Origin of the sequence: Streptomyces lunalinharesii (assembly GCF_039532155.1) — a bacterium.
Taxonomy (GTDB): domain Bacteria; phylum Actinomycetota; class Actinomycetes; order Streptomycetales; family Streptomycetaceae; genus Streptomyces; species Streptomyces lunalinharesii.
In genome coordinates this window covers 67,069-85,470 of record NZ_BAAARK010000021.1, presented here as the reverse complement: position 1 = coordinate 85,470, position 18,402 = coordinate 67,069, and the positions used below count along the sequence as shown (strand labels likewise).

At 73.2% G+C, this 18,402-nt stretch carries 15 protein-coding genes and 1 pseudogene; 9 read left to right on the top strand and 7 right to left on the bottom strand.

What is annotated here, in order from left to right; genetic code table 11:
• Positions 1-86: 86 nt before the first annotated feature.
• From ABD385_RS27405 to ABD385_RS27385, 5 genes are all read right to left on the bottom strand, one after another.
• Positions 87-1,016: an alpha/beta fold hydrolase gene (locus ABD385_RS27405; RefSeq protein WP_344581000.1), complete on the bottom strand. Its 930-nt coding sequence runs from the start codon at positions 1,014-1,016 to the stop codon at positions 87-89.
• A complete protein-coding gene (locus ABD385_RS27400) occupies positions 1,013-1,471 on the bottom strand; it encodes a phage holin family protein (RefSeq protein WP_344580999.1) in 459 nt (152 codons plus the stop codon). Before ABD385_RS27400 ends, ABD385_RS27405 begins: the two co-directional genes overlap by 4 nt.
• Before the next feature lie 44 nt (positions 1,472-1,515).
• Entirely contained in the window at positions 1,516-2,910 is a 1,395-nt protein-coding gene (gene nhaA, locus ABD385_RS27395; protein ID WP_425585486.1) for a Na+/H+ antiporter NhaA, read from the bottom strand.
• A 293-nt stretch (positions 2,911-3,203) separates the two neighbouring features.
• Positions 3,204-5,165 carry an acetate--CoA ligase gene (gene acs / locus ABD385_RS27390; protein ID WP_344580998.1) on the bottom strand — a complete coding sequence of 654 codons (1,962 nt, stop codon included), beginning with the start codon at positions 5,163-5,165 and terminating at the stop codon, positions 3,204-3,206.
• A 147-nt stretch (positions 5,166-5,312) separates the two neighbouring features.
• Positions 5,313-7,658, bottom strand: a complete 2,346-nt coding sequence (locus tag ABD385_RS27385; RefSeq protein WP_344580996.1) for a SulP family inorganic anion transporter — start codon at positions 7,656-7,658, stop codon at positions 5,313-5,315.
• 319 nt (positions 7,659-7,977) lie between these two features.
• Between ABD385_RS27385 and ABD385_RS27380 the strand changes: the two genes are divergently transcribed.
• Positions 7,978-9,249 carry a polysaccharide deacetylase family protein gene (locus ABD385_RS27380; RefSeq protein WP_344580995.1) on the top strand — a complete coding sequence of 424 codons (1,272 nt, stop codon included), beginning with the start codon at positions 7,978-7,980 and terminating at the stop codon, positions 9,247-9,249.
• Here the strand turns inward: ABD385_RS27380 and ABD385_RS27375 are convergent.
• Positions 9,230-10,219 carry an ATP-binding protein gene (locus ABD385_RS27375; protein ID WP_344580993.1) on the bottom strand — a complete coding sequence of 330 codons (990 nt, stop codon included), beginning with the start codon at positions 10,217-10,219 and terminating at the stop codon, positions 9,230-9,232. The genes ABD385_RS27380 and ABD385_RS27375 overlap by 20 nt on opposite strands.
• A gap of 99 nt (positions 10,220-10,318) precedes the next feature.
• On the opposite strand from ABD385_RS27375, the gene ABD385_RS27370 reads away from it, so the two are divergent.
• Positions 10,319-11,176, top strand: a complete 858-nt coding sequence (locus ABD385_RS27370; RefSeq protein WP_344580991.1) for a Fic family protein — start codon at positions 10,319-10,321, stop codon at positions 11,174-11,176.
• 264 nt (positions 11,177-11,440) lie between these two features.
• Here ABD385_RS27370 and ABD385_RS27365 read toward each other — a convergent pair whose 3' ends face one another.
• Positions 11,441-12,376 (bottom strand): HAD family hydrolase, encoded by a 936-nt coding sequence (locus ABD385_RS27365; RefSeq protein ID WP_344581137.1) that lies wholly within the window; start codon positions 12,374-12,376, stop codon positions 11,441-11,443.
• Positions 12,377-12,832: 456 nt separating this feature from the next.
• On the opposite strand from ABD385_RS27365, the gene ssd reads away from it, so the two are divergent.
• From ssd to ABD385_RS27330, 7 genes and pseudogenes are all read left to right on the top strand, one after another.
• Positions 12,833-14,002 (top strand): septum site-determining protein Ssd, encoded by a 1,170-nt coding sequence (gene ssd, locus ABD385_RS27360; protein WP_344580989.1) that lies wholly within the window; start codon positions 12,833-12,835, stop codon positions 14,000-14,002.
• 205 nt (positions 14,003-14,207) lie between these two features.
• Complete coding sequence (locus ABD385_RS27355) at positions 14,208-15,365, top strand: TadA family conjugal transfer-associated ATPase (RefSeq protein ID WP_344580988.1); 1,158 nt, start codon at positions 14,208-14,210, stop codon at positions 15,363-15,365.
• Positions 15,362-16,276 carry a type II secretion system F family protein gene (locus ABD385_RS27350; RefSeq protein ID WP_344580986.1) on the top strand — a complete coding sequence of 305 codons (915 nt, stop codon included), beginning with the start codon at positions 15,362-15,364 and terminating at the stop codon, positions 16,274-16,276. The genes ABD385_RS27355 and ABD385_RS27350 overlap by 4 nt, the downstream gene beginning before the upstream one ends.
• A 14-nt stretch (positions 16,277-16,290) precedes the next feature.
• On the top strand, positions 16,291-17,151 hold the full coding sequence (locus ABD385_RS27345; RefSeq protein ID WP_344580984.1) for a type II secretion system F family protein: 861 nt from the start codon (positions 16,291-16,293) through the stop codon (positions 17,149-17,151).
• Between the two features lie 169 nt (positions 17,152-17,320).
• Entirely contained in the window at positions 17,321-17,509 is a 189-nt protein-coding gene (locus ABD385_RS27340; protein WP_344580982.1) for a DUF4244 domain-containing protein, read from the top strand.
• Positions 17,496-17,906 carry a TadE family type IV pilus minor pilin gene (locus tag ABD385_RS27335; RefSeq protein ID WP_344580980.1) on the top strand — a complete coding sequence of 137 codons (411 nt, stop codon included), beginning with the start codon at positions 17,496-17,498 and terminating at the stop codon, positions 17,904-17,906. Before ABD385_RS27340 ends, ABD385_RS27335 begins: the two co-directional genes overlap by 14 nt.
• A pseudogene (locus ABD385_RS27330) lies at positions 17,818-18,156 on the top strand (Rv3654c family TadE-like protein); the annotation flags it as partial. The gene ABD385_RS27335 and the pseudogene ABD385_RS27330, both read left to right, overlap by 89 nt.
• Positions 18,157-18,402: the final 246 nt, after the last annotated feature.

The window sequence follows — 18,402 nt, the reverse complement described above, 5'->3', positions numbered from 1 at the left end:
GACGAACGTTCGCGTGACGGGGCGGGGCGGTCCGGACGCCGTGCGGTGCCGGTGGGGGCGGGGTGCCGCATGTGGGGCGTGGGCCCTCAGCGGTCCGGTTCCGGGTCCTTCAGCCAGTTGATCAGCTCGGCGGAGAAGGCCGCCGGGTCCTCCTCGTGCGGCCAGTGCCCCAGGCCGTCGAAGAGCCGCCAGCGGTAGGGGGCCTCGACGTACTCGCCGGAGCCGGCGGCGCTGCGGGTGCGCATCACCGGGTCCGCGGAGCCGTGCAGGTGCAGGGTGGGCACCCGGACCGGCAGCTTCATCCGGCGGTTGAACTGGAGGCCGTCGGGACGGGCCATCGAGCGCACCATCCAGCGGTACGGCTCGATCGAGCAGTGGGCCGTCGACGGGATGGCCATCGCCCGTTGGTAGACCTCGACGGTCTCTTCCTCGGGGAGCTGCGGGCCGGACCAGTCGCGGATCATCCGGCCCACCAGGGCCCCGTCGTCCGCGGTCAGCGCGCGCTCGGGCAGCCAGGGCCGCTGGAAGCCCCAGACGTGCGAGCTGCGGCGGACGTCGGCGAGCATCGCGGCCCGCCAGCGCCGCGGGTGCGGCATCGAGGACACCGCGAGCCGGCGGACCAGCTTGGGGCGCATCACCGCGGCCGTCCAGGCGAGGTAGCCGCCCAGGTCGTGGCCGACCAGTGCGGCGTCCGGCTCGCCCAGGGAGCGGATGACGCCGGTGATGTCCAGGGCGAGGTTCGCCGGGTCGTAGCCGCGCGGGGTGCGGTCGCTGCCGCCGACGCCCCGCAGGTCCATGGCGACCGCGCGGAAGCCCGCGTCGGCCAGTGCGGGCAGCTGGTGGCGCCAGGTCCACCAGAACTGCGGGAAGCCGTGCAGCAGCAGCACGAGGGGCCCGTCGCCCACCTCGGCGATGTGGAAACGGGCACCGTTGGCCGCGACGTCCCGGTGCGTCACCTCGGTCCCGTCCGGGAGACCGATCCGGACGACCGAGGCGGTGCTGTCAGGGGCTGTCATACCGACGAGCGTGTCACAGACTCCAGGACCGGGTGGTCCGAGTCCGCCGGACGCGGGTGCGGCCTGGCCTTCTGCAGCACGGCTGCGGTCTCCTTGGCGGAGGCGATCGACTTCTCCGGCTTCTTGATCTTCTTGATCTTGGCCAGTGCGATCAGGATCAGGAGCGCGGCGATCACCAGGAAGGCGCCGCCCACGATCAGGAAGGACCAGGCGAGGCCGAGGCCGAGGTTGTGGATGCCGTAGGCCGCCGCGAAACTCAGCACCGGCAGCGCGAACAGCGCCAGGACACCCGCCACGATGAACGCGGCACTGCCGATGCCGGCCCGCTTGGCGTCCTGCCGCAGTTCCGCCTTGGCCAGTGCGATCTCGTCGTGCACCAGCGCGGACATCTCCGCGGTCGCCGTGGCCACCAACTGCCCGAGGCTGCGGTCCGCACCGTCGTCGGCTGCGCTCATCGCCGTCTCCCTCTTCTCTTCGCCTGGATGCAAAGCCTCTCAGATCATGCCGGACCATCGTCGCCGGAGCCGCCGTCGGCAGCCATTTCGGCAAGGCGGCGGTGTTCCGCGGCCTTCGCGTCGTGGATCGCCGCCATCCGCAGGTGGTAGGCGGGCTGGCCCCGCTCGTAGACGTCGGGGATGCCGTCCTGGTCCTCGTCCCGCTCCTCCTCGTCGCACAGCTGCCGGTACTTGTTGTTGCGGACCTTGAGGAGGACGCCCGCGAAGACGGCCGCGAGCAGCGAGCCGATCAGCACCGCCGCCTTGGTCTCGTCGGTCAGCTTCTGGTCGCCGGCGAAGGCCAGTTCGCCGATGAGCAGCGAGACGGTGAAGCCGATGCCGGCCAGCGCGGCGACGCCGAAGACGTCCGGCCACTTCAGGTCGGGGTTGAGTTCGGCCCGGGTGAAGCGGGCGGTGCACCAGGTGCCGCCGAATATCCCCACTGCCTTGCCCACTATCAGGCCGAGGACCACGCCCAGCGTCTCCGGCCGGGTGAAGACGTCGTGGACCGCGCCGCCGGATATGGACACCCCCGCGGAGAAGAGCGCGAACAGCGGCACCGCCAGCCCCGCCGACAGCGGGCGGACCAGGTGCTCGATGTGCTCGCCGGGGGACTGCTGCTCGCCGTCGCGACGGTGGCAGCGCAGCATCAGGCCCATGGCGACGCCGGCGATGGTGGCGTGCACGCCGCTGTTCTCCATCAGCGCCCAGATCGCCAGGCCGAGGGGTACGTAGACGTACCAGCCCCGAACGCCCACGCGCAGCAGCACGTAGAAGAGCACCAGGCCGGCGACGGCCAGGCCGAGGGCGAGGAAGTTGAGCTTCGAGGTGAAGAAGATCGCGATGATCAGTATCGCGAAGAGGTCGTCGACGACGGCGAGGGTGAGCAGGAAGGCGCGCAGCGCGGACGGCAGGGAGGTGCCGATGACCGCGAGGACGGCGAGCGCGAAGGCGATGTCGGTGGCGGTGGGGACCGCCCAGCCCCGGAGAGACCCGCCGCCGGTGGCGTTGACGAGGAAGTAGACCAGGGCGGGGGTGGCCATGCCGCAGATCGCGGCGATCACCGGGAGGGCGGCGGCCTTGGGGTCGCGGAGTTCGCCGGCGACCAGTTCGCGCTTGAGCTCGATGCCGGCGACGAAGAAGAAGACCGCGAGCAGGCCGTTGGCGGCCCAGTGCTGGAGGGAGAGGTCCAGGCCCAGCGAGGCCGGGCCGAGGTGCAGGCCGCGAACCGCCTCGTAGCTGCCGCCGAGCGTGTTGGCCCAGATCAGGGCGGCGATGGCGGCGGCGAGGAGCAGGACACCGCCGACGGTTTCGGTGCGTAGTGCGTCGGCGATGAAGTTTCGTTCCGGCAACGGCATCCGGCCGAGGAATATGGAACGGCGGTTGCTGGGCGCAGACACGCGATGACCTCCGGCAGCTGAGAACGGCTGTAGCAGTTGCCGACCAGACTTCCCGGCGCACCCAGAGTTTCTTAGCGTCTCATTGACGCTGCCCTTAACCCTACCGGGTGGGTGCAAGGGGTTAATGCGTGGGCTCAACTTTACGGGCATTTCGGGCGCCGGGCCGCCGGGGAGCGCGCCCGGGCCCGGCCCGTGAACGCCGGAGGGGCACCGGACGCGATGGTCCGGTGCCCCTCGAATGCGCAGGTCGGCGCGGTGTCGCCCCGGGTGCGGCGGCAGCGTCGTGCGGTGCGTCAGTCCTCGCTGGGCGCGCTCGGCAGCTTCGCCTGGATCAGGTCCATGACGGAGGAGTCGGTGAGGGTGGTGACGTCGCCCAGGGCGCGGTTCTCGGCGACGTCGCGCAGCAGACGTCGCATGATCTTGCCGGAACGGGTCTTGGGCAGCTCCGCGACCGGCATGATCCGCTTGGGCTTGGCGATCGGACCGAGCTGCTGGCCGACGTGGGCGCGCAGCTCCTCGACGAGCCCCTCGTCCTCTTCCGCCCCGCCGCGCAGGATGACGAAGGCGCAGATGGCCTGGGTCGTCTGCGGGTCGGTGGCGCCGACCACCGCGGCCTCGGCCACCTTCGGGTGCGAGACCAGCGCCGACTCCACCTCGGTGGTGGAGATGTTGTGGCCGGACACCAGCATCACGTCGTCCACCCGGCCCAGCAGCCAGATGTCGCCGTCCTCGTCCTTCTTCGCGCCGTCACCGGCGAAGTACGTGCCCTGGAAGCGGGACCAGTAGGTGTCGAGGTAGCGCTGGTCGTCGCCCCAGATGGTGCGCAGCATCGACGGCCAGGGCTCGGTGATCACCAGGTACCCGCCGGCGCCGTCGGGTACCTCGCGCGCGTCGTCGTCGACGACCGTGGCGGCGATGCCGGGCAGCGGCACCTGCGCCGAACCGGGCTTGGTCTCCGTCACGCCCGGCAGCGGGCTGAGCATCATCGCGCCGGTCTCGGTCTGCCACCAGGTGTCGACGATCGGCGTGCGGTCCGCGCCGATGTGCTTGCGGTACCAGATCCACGCCTCGGGGTTGATCGGCTCGCCGACCGACCCCAGCAGACGCAGCGACGACAGGTCGAACCCGGCCGGGATGTCGTCGCCCCACTTCATGCAGGCGCGGATCGCGGTCGGGGCGGTGTAGAGGATCGTCACGCCGTACTTCTGGACGACCTCCCACCAGCGGCCCTGGTGCGGGGTGTCCGGGGTGCCCTCGTAGAGCACCTCGGTGGCGCCGTTGGAGAGCGGGCCGTAGGTGATGTACGAGTGGCCGGTCACCCAGCCGACGTCGGCGGTGCACCAGAAGACGTCGGTCTCCGGCTTCAGGTCGAAGACCGCGTGGTGGGTGTACGAGACCTGGGTGAGGTAGCCACCCGTGGTGTGCAGGATGCCCTTGGGCTTCCCCGTCGTCCCGGAGGTGTAGAGGATGAACAGCGGGTGCTCGGCGTCGAACGCCTCGGGGGTGTGCTGCTCGCTCTGCCGCTCGACCAGGTCGTGCCACCACACGTCCCGGCCCTCGGTCCAGCCGACCTCCTGGTCGGTGCGACGGACGACCAGCACGCTGCGGACGTGCTCCGTGCCGGGCCTGGTCAGCGCCTCGTCGACGGCCGGCTTGAGGGCGGAGGGCTTGCCGCGGCGATAGCCGCCGTCGGCGGTGATCACCACGCGGGCGTCCGCGTCGTTGATCCGCGTCGCCAGCGCGTCCGCGGAGAAGCCGCCGAAGACCACCGAGTGCGGGGCGCCGAGCCGGGCGCAGGCCAGCATGGCGATCACCGCCTCCGGGATCATCGGCAGGTAGATGGCGACCCGGTCGCCGGTTCGGACGCCCAGCTCGATCAGGGCGTTGGCGGCCTTGGAGACCTCGCGCTGGAGCTCGGCGTAGGTGATCGCCCGGCTGTCGCCCGGCTCGCCCTCGAAGTGGATCGCGACCCGGTCGCCGTGGCCGTTCTCCACGTGGCGGTCCACGCAGTTGTAGGCGACGTTGAGCTTGCCGTCGGCGAACCACTTCGCGAACGGCGGGTTGGACCAGTCGAGGGTCTCAGTGGGCTCGGTCTCCCAGGTCAGGCGTTTGGCCTGCTCGGCCCAGAAGCCCAGCCGGTCCGCCGCGGCCTCTTCGTACGCGGCGGCCGTGACGTTGGCGTTCGCGGCCAGCTCGGCGGGCGGTGCGAACCGCCGCTCCTCCTTCAAGAGGTTGGCCAGGCTCTCGTTGCTCACGACATCTCCCAATCCCAGGGCGTGCGATGTGTCCCGGGCCATAGCTCATCAGCCCGCGACCGACCCTGACAAGGGCTGTGGACAACTATTGGTGTAGACCTGTCCGAATTTGGCTCCTCATAGGGCCGTTCGGGTGCCCCGAGCAGGTCAAACCCCGATCGCCGGCACGTCGGCCCGCACCGTCCGAAACCGCCCCGTGGCCTCGTCCAACACATACGCCTGGGCCTCGGCCACGTGGAAGTACATGCCGCGCAGGGCGAGGGTGCCCTCGGCCATCCGCCGGGCGACGCACGGGTGTGCTCGCAGGTGGTCGAGCTGCTGCCGGACGTTGACCAGCGCCAGCCGTTCCTGGTCGTCGGCCACCGGCCGCCCGGCGAGGGCGACTTCGCCCCTGCCCAGCCGCCCGATCCGCGCCATCCGGGCCAGGCTCGGCCGGCCGTGCCGCAGCCAACGGGTGAGCGGGGTGGCGCCGTCGGTCGGGGGCGGAGAACCGGCCGTGTCGAGCAGCGCCGCCATGGCGCCGCAGCCCGAATGCCCGCAGACCGTGATCGACGCGACCCGCAGCACCTCCACGGCGTACTCGACCGCGGCCCCCACGGAGTCGCAGGAGGCGTCCGAGCCGGGCGGCGGCATCAGATTGCCGACGTTGCGCACGGTGAACAGGTCGCCCGGCCCACTCGACGTGATCATGCTCGTCACCAGCCGGGAATCGGCGCAGGTCAGGAAGAGTTGGGTGGGGCGCTGCCCCTCCCGCGCCAGCCGGGCCAGCTCCTCGCGCACCAGGGGAGCGGTGTGCCGCTGGAACGCGCTGACCCCGCCCAGGAGCTGGTCGCCGCCCGGGAGTTCCGCGGTGCGGGTCGGCGCGGGGCGGGTGCAGTGGTGGTTGCGCCAGGGCGTCCACGGCCGGCAGGCGTGCGCCCGGCCCGGCTCGCCGCTCGGACGGGCGGAGCGCCCCGAGCGGCCGCCGAGCGTCACCGACCCCTTGGTCGCCCGATGGGTGGTCGCCCAGGACTGCAGGGCCTCGTAGGCCGCGTGGTCCATGAACGACCCGTGGAGTTCGACGACGGCGTCGGCGCCCGGGGGGACGTGCGCCAGCGCCCGGGTCATCCGGGGCACCGCCAAGAACGTCAACTGACCGCTGACGCGCACCTGGTGGCGGCCGGACTCCTCGGTCACCGCGACCCGGGTGTGGGTCAGCCGGCGCAGTGCCAGGAAGATCCCGACCGCGATGCCCGTCAGGACGCCCAGCAGTACGCCGAAGAGCACCACCGCGCTCAACGTCGCCGCGTACACCGGGAATTCGCGGTGCCGCTGCACGTGCTTGAGGTGCGCGAAGCTGACCATCCGCACGCCGACGACCATCACCAGGGCGGCCAGCGCGGCCAACGGGATCAGCTCCAGCACCCCGGCCAGCAGCCCCGCGCACAGCAGTACCCAGACGCCGTGTAGCACGGCCGCCCGGCGGCTGGTCGCGCCAGCCCGCACATTGGCCGAACCTCGCATCGCGCCGCCGGACACCGGCAGGCCGCCGAGCAGGCCGGACATGACGTTGGCGAGGCCCTGACCGGCCAGTTCGCGGTTGAGCTGCGGCCGCCTGGGGGGAGGCCCCGGCCGCTCGGCGGCCAGCCGGTCCACGGCCACCGCGGACAGCAGCGATTCCATACTGGCGACGAGGGTGACCGTGAGCACCGCGGTGAGGAGCGCGGCGAGCGAGGCGTGGGGGAGCAGCGGCGCCTGCGGCAGTTGCCAGGACGGCAGCGCGACGCGCGGCACCGACGCCCCCGCGCTGACCGCCGTCGCGGCGAGCACCGCGGCCAGCGGCGCCGGCAGCAGCCGGGCCCAGCGCCCGGCGCGGCTCGGCAGCCGCGGCCAGCCGGCCAGGACGATGACCGTGACGGTGCCGATCAGCAGCGCGATGACGTGTGGATGGGCCAGCTGGCCGGGCAGTGCGACGGCGTTGTCGACGGCCGAGCTGTCGGGGCTGCCGCCGAGCACCACGTGGAGCTGGCCCAAGGCGATGGTGACGCCGATGCCGGCGAGCATGCCGTGCACGATCGCCGGACTGACCGCGAGCGCGACCCGGGCCACCCGCAGTGCTCCGAGGGCGAGTTGGGCCAGCCCCGCCAGGACCGTGATCGCGCAGGTGGCGCGCCAGCCGTACCGCTGGACGAGATCCGCGGTGATCACCAGGAGGCCGGTGGCGGCGCCCGTCACCTGGAGCGGGGCGCCGCCCAGGAGGCCGGCGGCGATCCCGCCGACGACCGCGGCGACCAGGCCGGCCTGGAGCGGGGCGCCGGTGGCCAGGGCGATGCCCAGCGACAGCGGGACGGCCAGCAGGAAGACCACGACCGAGGCGGAGAGGTCCCCGCGCCAGGCCGCGCCTCTCCGCTTGGCGCCGGGAGTTCCGTCGTCGGGCGTCGCCCCGGGGAGCGTCGGGGGCTGGGGTGCGAGGTCGGCAGGGGGCGGCTGCGGCGGCTTCTGGATCTGCGTCATTCCCGTCTCCTCCGGGGCGGCGCGGTCGGCCTCGGGCGCGACCGCGGGGCGGCGGTGTGCTGCGGCGGGAGCGAGCCGGCCGGCGGGCGTCGCGGTGAGCGGCGGGCCGGTGACTCTCAAGCATCGGTAAACGAATCGTAATGACGCGTAAAGACCCTGAGAAGGGTTTTCGGGCATATGGCGCAGTCATTCCAACTATCGAGTGAATAAAACGACTTTTGCCACGGTCTTTCTGTCACCGGTCAATGGATATAGGCGAACGGGCAGGTTCGTCCTGATTAAACCCATGGTGCCCCGTGTGCCAGGAATGAGGTGGCTGATGGCGGTCATATCGAAGACGACGGTGCGCATCGCGGCTGCGGTGACGCTGGCGGCGATAGCCGGCTGCTCCGCGGCGACCCAGGACGGGCCCCCGAAGAGCACGACCGAAGGGCGCGCGGCGCCCGGCAAGGCCCCGGCCGCCCGCCCGCTCCGCCTCATAGGCGACGGCTCCACCGCGTACACCGGGGCACAGCCCCACCAACCACGGCCGGCCCGCCTCAAAGCGGGCAAGAGACCCCCGCAGTTCGTCGTCTTCTCCTGGGACGGCGCCGGTGAGGACGGCCAGAAGCTCTTCTCCCACTTCCGTGCCGTCGGCAAGAAGTACGGCGCGACGATGACGTACTTCCTCAGCGGCGTCTACATGCTCCCCAGCGACAAGGCGGAGCTCTACGAACCGCCCGGCCACGCGACCGGTGCCTCGGCGATCGGCTTCAACGACGTCCAGGGGATCAAGGACACCGTGGCCCAGATGCGCGGCGCCTGGGAAGACGGCAACGAGATAGGCACCCACTTCAACGGCCACTTCTGCGGCCGCAACGGGGTCGGCAGGTGGACGCCCGAGGAGTGGCGCAGCGAGATCGAGCAGGCCGTGTGGTTCGTCCGGAACTGGAAGAGCAACTCCGGCCTCAGGAACGAACCGCCGCTCCCCTTCGACTACGCCAAGGAACTGGTCGGCGGCCGCGCACCCTGTCTGGAGGGGCAGCGCAACCTGATACCCGCGGCCAAGGAGATGGGTTTCCGCTACGACGCCAGCTCGGCCGGCGGACTGCAGACCTGGCCGCACAAGATCGACGGGATCTGGAACTTCCCGCTCCAGCAGATACCGTTCCCCGGCCGGAACTTCGAGGCGCTCTCGATGGACTACAACTTCCTGGCCAACCAGTCCGGCTCCACCCACGGCGACCGCGCGATGCACGCCACCTGGGGCAAGCAGATGCGCGACGGCATCCTGGACGCCTTCGAGCGTGCCCACCGCGGCAACCGCGCTCCGCTCTTCGTCGGCGACCACTTCGAGTCCTGGAACGGCGGCACGTACATGCAGGCCGTCGAGGAGGCGATCAAGGAGATCTGCCCCCGCAAGGGCGTGCGTTGCGTCAGCTTCAAGCAGTTGAGCGACTGGCTGGACGCCCAGGACCCGCAGGTGCTGGCCAAGCTCCAGGACCTGCCGGTGGGCCGGGCGCCGGAGGGCGGCTGGCCGGCGTACCTCTCCGGTACCCCGGAAGCGTCCGCTCCGGCGCCGGCGGCCCGGATCATGCCGGTTGCGGAGTAGCCGCCGCTCCCTCGAAGAGCACGAAGGCGGGGTCGACCTGGGCCGCCAGGTCGGCCCCCGTCTTCGCGTTGCCCCAGCTCTCCGCGTTCTTCAGGTGGAAGTGCACCATCTGGCGCGTGTAGCGCTCCCAGTCGCGGTGCTCGTAGGCCGCGTCGGCGGTGTCGTGCAGCGTCCCCAGGGCGCGGCGGTTGGCCTCCTCCAGGAGGGCGAAGGGGGCGGGGCGGCCCTTCTCCACGGTCCGCACCCAGTCGGAGTGGCCGACGCAGACCAGCAGGTCCTCACCCACCTCGGCGCGCAGGTACGCCAGGTCGTCCGGGCCCTGGACCTTGTTGCCGATGACCTTCAACGGGACGCCGAAGTCCCGGGCGTACTCCTGGTACTGGCGGTAGACCGCGACGCCCTTGCGGGTCGGCTCGGCGACCAGGAAGGTCATGTCGAAGCGGGTGAACAAGCCGGAGGCGAAGGAGTCGGACCCGGCGGTCATGTCGACGACGACGTACTCCCCGCGGCCGTCGACGAGGTGGTTCAGGCACAGCTCGACCGCGCCGACCTTGGAGTGGTAGCAGGCCACGCCCAGATCGGACTCCGTGAACGGCCCGGTGGCCAGCAGTCGCACCGCCCCGTCATCGAGGGCCACGGGCCGCGCGCAGGCGTCGTAGACCGGGTTGTCCTCGCAGATCCGCAGCAGTCGCGAGCCCTCGCCGGGCGGCGTCGTCTTGATCATCGTCTCGACGGACGGGATGCGGGCGTTGCCGCCGCGCAAGTAGTCCTTGATCAAGGGGAGGTGGGCCCCCATCGCGGGCAGCGCGGCGGCCTCCGCCTCGTCCATGCCGAGCGCGACGCCCAGGTGCTGATTGATGTCGGCGTCCACCGCGATGACGGGGACCCGGGCCGCGGCGAGGTGCCGGATGAACAGGGAGGACAGGGTGGTCTTGCCGCTGCCGCCCTTGCCTACGAAAGCGATCTTCATGTTCAGCAGGCTAGGTGTGGCCAACCTCTCGGCGGGTGGTTTACGTGAAGAAGACCACTCCTTCGAGGGGTCCGGCCTGGTGGTGCGTAGGGTCGACCCATGGCTGGAATCTCCCGGGGGACGCCCCCCGAACCTCCCCAGGCGAGCACCGACCCGCTCGCGGCGCTGGCGTCGCTCCCGGGGGTCGCGGACTCCGTTGACTCCGTCCGCAAGGCCGTCGACCGGGTCTACGGCCACCGGATCATGCGGCGCCGCAGCATCGAGATCACCGCCGAAGCGGCCCTGCGCGCGGCGCGCGGGTCCGCCGCTCTGTCCGGGGCCGACTGGGCGCTCGAAGAGATCCGGCGCCGCACCGACTTCGGTGACGGCAGCGAGCCGCGCATGGTCGGGGCGGCGCTGCGGCTGACCGCCGAGGCGGGCCAACTACTGAGCGTCTGGCGGCAGTCGCCGCTGCGGGTGCTGGCCCGACTCCACCTGGTGGCGGCCGGTGGCGGCGTGGCCGACGACGCCGTGGGCCGGCCGCGGCTGGGCGCCGAGCCGGTGGACGAGCCGCTGGTCGAGCTGGCGCTGCCGGACGCCGACGAGGTGGCCGGCCGGCTGGACGGGCTGTCGCGACTGCTGCTGGCGGGCACCGGGGCGCCGGCCCTGGTGGTGGCCGCCGTGGTGCACGGCGAACTACTGGCGCTGCGGCCCTTCGGCTCGTACAACGGGCTGGTGGCGCGGGCCGCGGAGCGGATCGTGCTGATCGACAGCGGGCTGGACCCGAAGTCGATCTGCCCGGCCGAGGTCGGGCACGCGGAACAAGGGGGCGCGGCCTACGTGGCGGCCCTCCAGGGCTACGTCTCGGGCACCCCGGAGGGCGTGGCGGCGTGGATCGCCCATTGTGGGCGCGCGGTCGAGCTGGGCGTACGAGAAAGCACGGCGGTCTGTGAGGCGCTGCAGCGCGGCGCGGCCTGACGGCGCGGTGCCCGTCCCTGACACGGGTTGCGGCGGTACCAACCCTTCGGTACCGCCGCTGGCACGTCCGCCGAGTTACCAGGCGTGCTCGAAATTTGCCCATCAGGTCGGATTCGTTGTCCGCTTACCTGGTGCGGCTGGCCCGTAATCGACGGGTCGGCGTCGCGTGGGTGCTCGGCATTCATGCGTCGGTCCGTGGGCCTGATGCGTTAAAGGCGTTCCTCTCGGATGTCCTTGGTCTCGCGGGCCGTTAAGTCCTTTGTACTACTCGTGGCGGGTGAGCGGAAGCCCAGCTTCCAGATCTTTACGTTTAGCCGCAAATACGGGCAATACGGCGAGGCGTTTCTTTCCGGTATTGCGGCGGCTGCTGGTGTGCCAGACCAGGGTCGCGGTGGCGGCGGCCGCGCCGATCGCGGCGACGGCCGTGATCACCGGACGGGACGGCATCGACAGCGTGGGCAGCCGCTTCTTGAGGGGGACCGGCCGGTTGAAGGTGACCACCGGCCAGCCGCGGGTGGTCGCCTCGCGGCGCAGCGCCCGGTCCGGATTGACCGCGCAGGGGTTGCCGACGGTCTCCAGCATCGGCACGTCGGTGATCGAGTCGCTGTAGGCGTAGCAGCGCTGGAGGTCGTACCCCTCGGACGCGGCGAGTTCCCGGACGGCCTCCGCTTTGGTCGGCCCGTAGGCGTAGTACTCCACCTCTCCGGTGAAGCGGCCGTCGTCCCCGACCACCATTCTGGTGGCCACCACCCGGTCTGCGCCCAGGAGTTCGCCGATCGGCTCGACGACTTCGGCGCCGGAAGTGGAGACGATGACCACGTCCCGCCCGGCCGCGTGGTGTTCCTCGATGAGCGAGGCCGCTTCGTCATAAATGATCGGGTCGATGAGATCGTGCAGTGTTTCGGCGACGATCTCCCGGACCTGGGCCACATCCCAGCCGCGGCACAGCGAGGAGAGGTATTCGCGCATCCGCTCCATCTGGTCGTGATCGGCGCCGCCCGCGAGGAACACGAACTGGGCGTACGCGGTGCGCAGTACGGCCCGCCGATTGATCAGGCCGCCTTGGTAGAAGGACTTGCTGAAGGTCAGCGTGCTCGACTTTGCAATGACGGTCTTGTCCAAGTCGAAGAACGCGGCAGTACGGGGAGTCGAGTGAGGCACGGAGTGGTTTTCCACGGGGCGAGCATAGGCGCCCACCATTCGGCGTAAGGTGCGGCGCGTGGGTTTGCCTGAGAAGGCTCTCGGGTACACCATGGAAGTCACGGATCGTTCGCGACCGTGCTAACCCGGTCCGGCTCCTCCCCCCCGAGTCGGCCGTGGGGACGACCCCCGCTCTCCCCCCCGGCGGGGGTCGTCGCATGTCCGGACGCTTTTTCTGCCGTGAGCCCTTGAGTCACCGCGATTCCACGCACCGTTGACGTCCGGTTCTGACATGCATATGCCATCACTCAGGGTAGTCGTCGGACTGCTCTGCGGAGGCTTCTCATGCGCCCCAGAAGTAGCCGTTCGTCGCTGGAATAGGTGACGGAGATATTCACAACCGCGGAGTTGTCCACAGTTTTGGGTCAAGATCCACGGAGATTTCCCGATCGCTGCATCGTAAAAGTCCGCGAAGTTCGCGGAAGCGCGAGTTGTGTAGCGATAGGGGGACAGAACGTGTCCGGATCAACTACTTCCGACCAGTTGGTGCGAAGCGGTGGAGAGCGGGACCGGCCGCTGCTGGTCACAGAGGACGAGGAGCTCCTCGACGACCTCCTGCGGCTGTGCGCGGCGGCCGGGGCACTGCCCGAAGTGGCACACCACCCGCCCCGTCGCACCGCGGAATGGGAAGCGGCGCCGTTGGTGGTCGTCGGCGCGGACTGCGCCGACCGGCTGTCCGGTGCGGGGCGCCGAGCGGGCGTCATCATCGCCGGCCGGGACGCGGACGACGTCGCCGTGCTGCGCCAGGCCGTCGCGGTCGGGGCGGAGCGGGTGCTGGCCCTCCCCGACGGCGAGCGCTGGCTGGTGGACCGGATCGCGGATGCGGTCGAGGGGGCCGGGCCGCCGGCCCTGACGGTCGCCGTGATCGGCGGCCGTGGTGGCGCCGGGGCGAGCACCCTCGCGGCGGCGCTGGCCGTCACCGCCGCCCGCACCGGGGAGCGCACCCTGCTCGTGGACGGCGATCCGCTCGGCGGCGGGCTCGACGTCCTGCTCGGCGGTGAACAGGAGAAGGGGCTGCGGTGGCCGGCCTTCGCCGAGTCGCGCGGCCGGGTGGCCGGCGGCGCGCTCGCCGAATCGCTGCCCCGGCTGCACTCCTTACGGGTGCTGAGCTGGGACCGCGGCGCGGAGGTGGCCATCCCGCCGCCGGCCGTGCGGGCGGTGCTGGCCGCGGCCCGGCGGCGCGGCGGAGTGGTGGTCGTGGACCTGCCGCGCCGGGTCGACCGGGCGGTGGCCGAAGCACTGGCGCAGGTGGACGTCGGGCTGCTGCTCGTTCCGGCGGAGCTGCGGGCGGTCGCGGCGGCGCGCCGGGTCGCCGACGGGGTCCGGGCGGAACTCGGTGACGTCCGGGTGGTGGCCTGCGGGCCGCCCGGCCCGGGGAGCGGCGGCCGGCCGACGGCACAGGAGGTCGCGCGCCTGGTGGGACTTCCGTTGGCGGGCGAACTCCCGTGGGAGGCAGGGCTGTCGGAGGACCTGGCGCGGGGGAGGGCGCCCGGAGGTCGGGCGCGGGGGCCGCTGGCGCGGTTCTGCACCGGGTTTTGGGCGCGGGTGCGGGCCGGCGAGCCTGGCGCGGCGGCCGTCGGCGCGGACCGTGGGGCCGCGTCGGAGCCGGGAGGTGCGGCGGAATGAGGCGGCGGACGACTGGCGCGCGGTGGAGCCGAGGGCAGGCGGCCGGTCCCGGGGGCCGGACTTCCCCGGGGCGCTGCGGTCCACGGTTCGGTGACTGGTGGCGGGACGGGCTGCTGTGCGGGGCGGGGTGGTGGTCCCGTAGGAGCGACGGCGGGCCCGTCGGGGCCGGGTGGGCCGTGGTGGCGGCCGGCTGCGGGGGTGCGCGATGAGCCGGGAGCTCCTGGAGGTGGTGCGCCGGCGGCTCGCCGAGGCCGGGGCGGAGCCGACGCCGGCCCGGGTGGCGGAGGCGCTGCGCGCGGAGGGTCGCCTCCTTGGGGACGCCGAAGTGCTGGGCGTGGTCGGCGCGTTGCGGTCGGAAATGGTGGGCAGCGGGCCGCTGGAGCCGCTGCTGGCCGCACCCGAGGTGACGGACGTGCTGGTGACCGCGCCGGACGCGGTGTGGGTCGACCGGGGTGGTGGACTGGAGCGCACCGACGTCCGCTTCCGGGACGCGGCGGAAGTGCGGCGACTGGCCCAACGGTTGGCGGCGGTCGCCGGACGGCGGCTGGACGACGCCCGGCCGTGGGTGGACGCCCGCCTTCCGGACGGGACGCGGCTGCACGCCGTGCTGCCCCCGGTGGCGGTCGCCGGGACGTGCCTGTCCCTGCGGGTGCTGCGACCTCGGGCGTTCGCCCTTCCGGAGCTGGTGGCGGCGGGGACGGTCCCGCCGGGCGGCGACCGGCTGCTCCGGGCGTTGTTGGCCGCCCGACTGTCGTTCCTGATCAGCGGCGGCACGGGCTCCGGCAAGACCACGCTGCTCAGCACGTTGCTCGGGCTCGTCGGACCGGACGAGCGGATCGTGCTCGCCGAGGACTCGGCGGAGCTGCGGCCGGACCACCCCCACGTGGTGCGGTTGGAGACCCGGCCCGCAAATCAGGAGGGTGTCGGGCGGGTGACCCTCCGGGACCTCGTGCGGCAGGCGTTGCGCATGCGACCGGACCGGCTGGTCGTCGGTGAGGTCCGCGGCGCCGAGGTCACGGACCTGCTGGCGGCGCTCAACACGGGCCACGAAGGGGGTAGCGGCACCGTCCACGCCAACGCCGCGTGCGACGTGCCGGCCCGTCTGGAGGCGCTGGGGTGCACCGCGGGGCTGGACCGGGCGGCCCTGCACAGCCAGTTGGCGGCCGCGCTGTCCGTCGTGCTGCACCTCGTACGCGACCGGGCCGGGCGACGACGGATCGCCGAGATCCACGTGCTGGAGCGGGACCGCGACGGCTTCGTGGTGACCGTTCCGGCGGCGGTGTGGAGCCCGCGGGGGTTCCAGGAGGCGCGTGGCTGGGGGCGGTTGGCCCGGCTGTGCGAGAGGGGTGGTGAGGGGTGTTGAGGGACGGGGTGGGGCTGATCGCGGTCGTGGTCTTCGTGGGGTGCGCGGTGGTGCCGGTGCGGCGGCTGCGGCGTGGCCGGGCCCTGCGGCGGCGGGCGGCGGTGGTCCTGAAGGACACCGGAGCGGAGCGGTCGGCCTGGGGGCCCGGTGCGGGGTTGTGGCAGTGGTGTGCCGCGCGGGTGGTCGCCGGTGAGGCGGGGCGGCGGTGGCGGCTCGGGCGCCGGTGCGAGGTCGGGGCGGAGGTCTGGTGTCTGCCGGCCGGCGTCGCGTTGGGGGTCCTGGGGTGGTCGGTGCTGCCGGTGGTGGCCTCGGTTGCGGCGCTGTTCGTCGTACGGCGGTGGCTGGTCGCAAGGGGGCGGCAGCGGGCTGCGGACCGGCGGGCGGCGGCGGTGATCGGGTTCTGCGCGGCGGTGGCGGGGGAGCTGCGGGCCGGTCGGCAGCCGCACCGGGCCCTGGTCACGGCCGGGGCGTCGGGGCTGGGGGACGCGGGGCCCACGGTGGTGGCGGCTGCGCAGTACGGCGGGGACGTCCCCGGCGCACTACGGGAGGCGGCGCGGCAGCCGGGCGCCGAGGGGCTGACCGGAGCGGCCGCGTGCTGGCAGGGGGCGGTGGAGGGCGGTGCGGGACTGGCCCTGGGGCTGGAGCGGATCGCGGCCGGGCTCGCCGCGCGTCGCGACCAAGGGGAGGAGCTGCAGGCCCAGTTGGCCGGGCCGCGGGCCACCGCCCTGGTCCTGGCGCTGCTGCCGGTGGGCGGGCTGCTGATGGGCGGTGCGCTCGGTGCCGATCCGCTCGGCGTGCTGCTGCACACCCCGGCCGGGTGGGGCTGTCTGGCCGTCGGCGGGCTTCTGGAGTGGGGCGGAGTGGCGTGGACGGTCCGGATCGTCGCCGATGCGGCGGGGGTGCGGAGGTGAGGGAGGTGAGCGTGGTGAGCCCGGAAGTTGTCCACAGGGTGGGGATGACGGTGCTGGTCGTGGCGACGGTGCTGTGCACGGGGGCACTGGCGCGGCTGGTGCGGGCCGAACGGGCCGTGCGGCGGCGGGTGCCGTTGGTGCTGGAAGGGGTGGTGAGGGGTCCGTACGGCGGTCAGGAGAGCGGGAGCGCGCGTCCGTGGTGGGACGTCCGGGGGCGGTGGCGCAGGCGCCCAGCGGTCCGGGAGGACGGCCCGCGGGATGGCCGGCTGCGCGAGTGGGGTGGGCCCCTGGGGGCGGCCGGAGGGGTGGCCGTCCTCCTGGGCGGCGTCACCGGGGTGCTGCTGGGGTTGGCGGTCGGTTGGGGCGCGCATCGCTGGCTGCGGCGACAGCGGGCCGCGGCAGCTGCCCGGGCCGCGACGGCGCGGGTGGCCGCCGAACTCGCCCCGGCCGCCGATCTGCTGGCGGCCTGTCTGGCGGCCGGGGCCGGGCCGCGGGAGGCCGCCGAGGCGGTGGGCCGGTCGCTGGACGGGATGGTCGCCGAGCGACTGCGCCACATCGCGGCGGAGCTGCGCCTGGGCGGCGAACCGGCCGCCGTATGGCCACGACTGGCGGAGCTGCCCGGCGCCGAGGCCCTGGCGCGGTGCCTGGAGCGCGCGGGCACCTCGGGAGCCCCGGCCGTCGAGCCGGCCTCCCGGATCGCGGCCGAGCTGCGCGCCGAGTGGGGCCGGGCCGCGGCCGCGCGGGCCCGGCGCGCGGGGGTACTGGTCACCCTCCCGCTCTCGGGGTGCTTCCTGCCGGCCTTCCTGGTGCTCGGAGTGGCCCCGGTCCTGATCGGGCTCGCGGGCGGACTGCTAGGGGGTGACGGAGTGGGGTGAGGCGACGGCGCGACGGCCGGATCGGTCCAGCACGTGACCACCGGACCGGAGGGGGCCTGGAGCCCGCGCGCAGCCCCGTGCTGCGCGGGTGCCATGCGGCACGGGGCTCGACGGGCTGCACACGTTCACGGATGCACAGGCGAATGCAGGGATTTCGAGGAGGCAGAGGATGTTCCGTCGATGGTGGGCGTGGGTGCGCGCGGCAGGGGTGGACCGCGGGATGAGCACCGCGGAGTACGCGGTGGGGACGCTGGCGGCGTGCGCGTTCGCCGCGGTGCTCTACAAGCTCGTGACGAGTGGGCCGGTGGCCGCGGCGCTGCGGTCGGTGCTCCAGAGGGCGCTCGATGTGCCGTTCTGAGCGCCGCGCGCGGGCCCGGGCCGCACCGCCCGGCGCGGGTCCGCCGGGCGGGCGCCGGGCGCGGGACGCCGGGTTCGTCACCGCGGAGGCGGCGGTGGTGCTGCCGGTGCTGGTGGTGGTCGCCGTGGTGCTGATCTGGGGGTTGTTGGCCGCCTGCGCCCGGATCGCCTGCGTGGACGCGGCACGGGCCGCCGCCCGCGCCGCCGCACGGCAGGAGGCACCGGCGCGGGTGGTTGCCGCGGCCCGCCAGGCGGCTCCCCGGGGCGCACGGATCGCGCTCTCGCGCGAGGGCGATCTGGTGCGCGTACGTGTCGAGGCCGCGCTGCCGGGGGCGGGCCGGCTGGCGTTGCGGGTCGGGGGAGAGGCGGTGGCCCTTGCGGAGGAAACGGTGCGGTGACGAGGGTTCCGCCACGGTGTGGACGGTTGTCGCGGCGGCGGCGCTGTGCGCGGCCTTCGCCGCGTTGATGGCCGTCGGCCAGGCGGTCACCGCCCGGCACCGGGCGGGCGCGGCGGCGGACCTGGCGGCGCTGGCCGCCGCGGACCAGGCCCTCCGGGGCCCGGCGACGGCCTGCGCCACGGCCGGCCGGGTGGCCGCCGGGCAGCGGACCCGCGTGGTGCGCTGCGCGGTGGTCGAGCTGATCGCCGACGTGACGGTGGAGGCCGGCGCCGGCCCGTTCACCTCGCGGGTACGGTCCCGGGCCGGCCCCGGCACGGGCGCGTCGGAGGCTGGGCCGGACGGCGGCCCGGTGGCGGATGGTGAGTCCGCATCGGGCGGCCGGCGGGCCCGCGCCGGATGCCCGGTCCGGGACACCGTCCGGTGCCCCGGAACGTCCGACTGGCAGCACGTCCTCCGGGGCGGGATGGGGGCGGGCACCCGGCCGGGCCTGCGGGCG